The organism is Methylophaga sp. UBA1464, from assembly GCF_002325665.1.
Lineage (GTDB): Bacteria > Pseudomonadota > Gammaproteobacteria > Nitrosococcales > Methylophagaceae > Methylophaga.
Genome location: NZ_DCSO01000030.1, coordinates 1,693 through 3,820, shown reverse-complemented (window position 1 = coordinate 3,820; position 2,128 = coordinate 1,693). Strand labels below are relative to the sequence as shown.

Annotated in this window: 3 protein-coding genes; 1 reads left to right on the top strand and 2 read right to left on the bottom strand. The window is 48.0% G+C overall.

Annotated features, from left to right (window positions below):
• A partial coding sequence (locus tag B3O33_RS03255; RefSeq protein WP_292362915.1) for a VIT1/CCC1 transporter family protein occupies positions 1–320 on the top strand: 320 nt, incomplete at its 5' end.
• A 47-nt stretch (positions 321–367) separates the two neighbouring features.
• On the opposite strand, the gene B3O33_RS03250 is transcribed toward B3O33_RS03255, so the two are convergent.
• Together B3O33_RS03250 and B3O33_RS03245 are read right to left on the bottom strand one after the other, a co-directional pair.
• The gene (locus B3O33_RS03250; protein ID WP_292362511.1) at positions 368–1,651 is read right to left on the bottom strand and encodes a sensor histidine kinase; all 1,284 of its coding nucleotides are present in this window, start codon (positions 1,649–1,651) and stop codon (positions 368–370) included.
• Positions 1,648–2,128 (bottom strand): response regulator transcription factor (locus tag B3O33_RS03245; protein ID WP_292362914.1); only part of this gene is annotated, 481 nt, incomplete at its 5' end. The genes B3O33_RS03245 and B3O33_RS03250, both read right to left, overlap by 4 nt.

The following is a 2,128-nucleotide window of genomic DNA, read 5'->3' as shown; positions in this document are numbered from 1 at the left end:
AAGATGCGTTAGTTGCTCATACTCGAGATGAGCTTGGCATATCAGAAGACTTCACCGCAAAACCAGTCCAGGCAGCATTTTCATCCGCGGCTACCTTTACGGTTGGCGCGTTATTACCCTTGATGGTGGTGCTTTTGGTCTCAAGTAATCGATTGATAATAAGTGTTTCCATCAGTGCTTTAATAGCATTAGCGATTTTGGGCGCATTATCAGCAATGATTGGGGGAGCATCCGTTACAAAAGCCGTCTCACGTGTTGTGTTTTGGGGGGCATTGGCAATGGGACTGACGGCTTTGGTTGGTCATTTTTTTGGAGTTTGAGATCCTTCTGGGACGCGATTCTTAAGCTGTCCTGCCGAAAAAAAACCTTAAAGTGGATTAGGGATTTCCTTTTCTTTTTGTTGGAAAACCACTGTGACTACTGTTCCGTGACCAAGGGTGCTATCTAAGTTAATAGTCCAGTGCAATCGATCACATATCCTTTTGACGAGATTTAGTCCCAGCCCTGTTCCACCAACCTTGGTACTGTAACTACGTTCAAACACCTGAGTTAGCTTGTCAGCTGGGATACCTTCACCCGTGTCGCTGATCGAAAATTCATTGTCGCTAATGTGAATCCGTATGATTCCTCCCTGAGTATGCTCGATAGCATTTCGCAGTAGATTGCTAACGGTTATCAGCACCAGATTAACGGGCAGAAATAATTGTGGTGAACCCAAATAATTACGTTCAATCAACAATGATTGGTCAGCGATCTGTCCGGCATAATCTTCCAGACATTGCTCTACCAGAGCCGCGAGGTCTATTGAGCTGTCCTGATAGATCTGGCTGCTTTCTTCGCGTGATAAAAGAAGCGTCGCTTCGATGAAGGCAAGCATTTCTGTACAGGCTCGGTTTATACGTTCCAACGCTCGCTGCGATGCCGGGCTATGAGTATCGGCCGAGAGTACATCCAGGGCGCCCATCATCACGGTCAGCGGCGTACGTAGCTCGTGACTAGCCGCAGCAGTAAACGAGCGTTCCCTCTCGACAAATTTCTCCAAACGTTCCTGATATTTATCAAACGAAGATGCAATCTGACCGATCTCCGTGCCGACATAATCATCAGCAATACGTAAGCCGGTTTGTCCCGGCTCAATATCGGTGAGTCGCCGCGACAGATTCTGCACCGGTGCCAATATAGCCCGTGTAGCACTCAAACCCATGGCAATTGCCACGATCAATACCAGAAAAAGGCCATAGAGAAGCATACGTAATACAGCATGTTCCTGTGCTTCCCATTCGGTAATATCGTAGGTCAAATAAACAGGACTCCCATTCCATTCGCCCACTTCAACCTGATAAACCGAACCTCCCATCGAGACCGTGTGATGTGATCCTGGCTCCAACTCAGCGAACTCTGGGGCAATATTTGTGTTTTTACCACCAATAAGAAATTCCCAGCCGGTGAATAATGCATTTTCATGATAAGTGCCATCATCCAGTTGCGCCGTTAGCACCCGCAACTGCTCAGCGACCATGTCACCGAAAACTCTTGCCTCCAGTTGTGACTTGATGAGCAACACGCCTCCTGCAAACAAAAAACTAGTGACGCTGACGATGAGTACAAGTGCAGTGAGTATTCGAAATTTAAGGGATGCTTTAGAATTCATGGAAGTGATGGCTCGGCAACCAGTCGGTAGCCCGCTCCATGAATAGTGTGAATCAGTTTGGTGGCGAACGGTTTATCAACCACATTGCGCAGGCTATAGATATGCATGCGCAACACATCATTATCGGGCAGCATATCTCCCCAGATGTGCTGCTCCAGTTCTTCACGGGTGACAACACGATGCGTATTTCTCATCAACAGCTCCAGCACTTTGCGTTGCACTGGATTGAGTTCCAACAGCTGACCAGCTCTTGTAGCAGCAAGAGTCTGGGGATCGTAGTGTAAATCGCCCACTATCAATGTCCGTGGTGTGTGAGAGCTGCCACGTTTTATGAGTGCCTGCAGCCGCACTTCGAGCTCCTTCACGGAAAAAGGTTTCACAAGATAATCATCGGCCCCCGCCTGAAATCCCTCTAATTTATCGTCAAGCTGATCACGCGCTGTCAGCATCAGCACCGGCACATCGTTGCTGCCTTCA

What these genes read in the sequence shown, in the direction of transcription:
- B3O33_RS03250 (WP_292362511.1), bottom strand. Translation starts at nt 1,651, where the DNA reads ATGAATTCTAAAGCATCCCTTAAATTTCGAATACTCACTGCACTTGTA.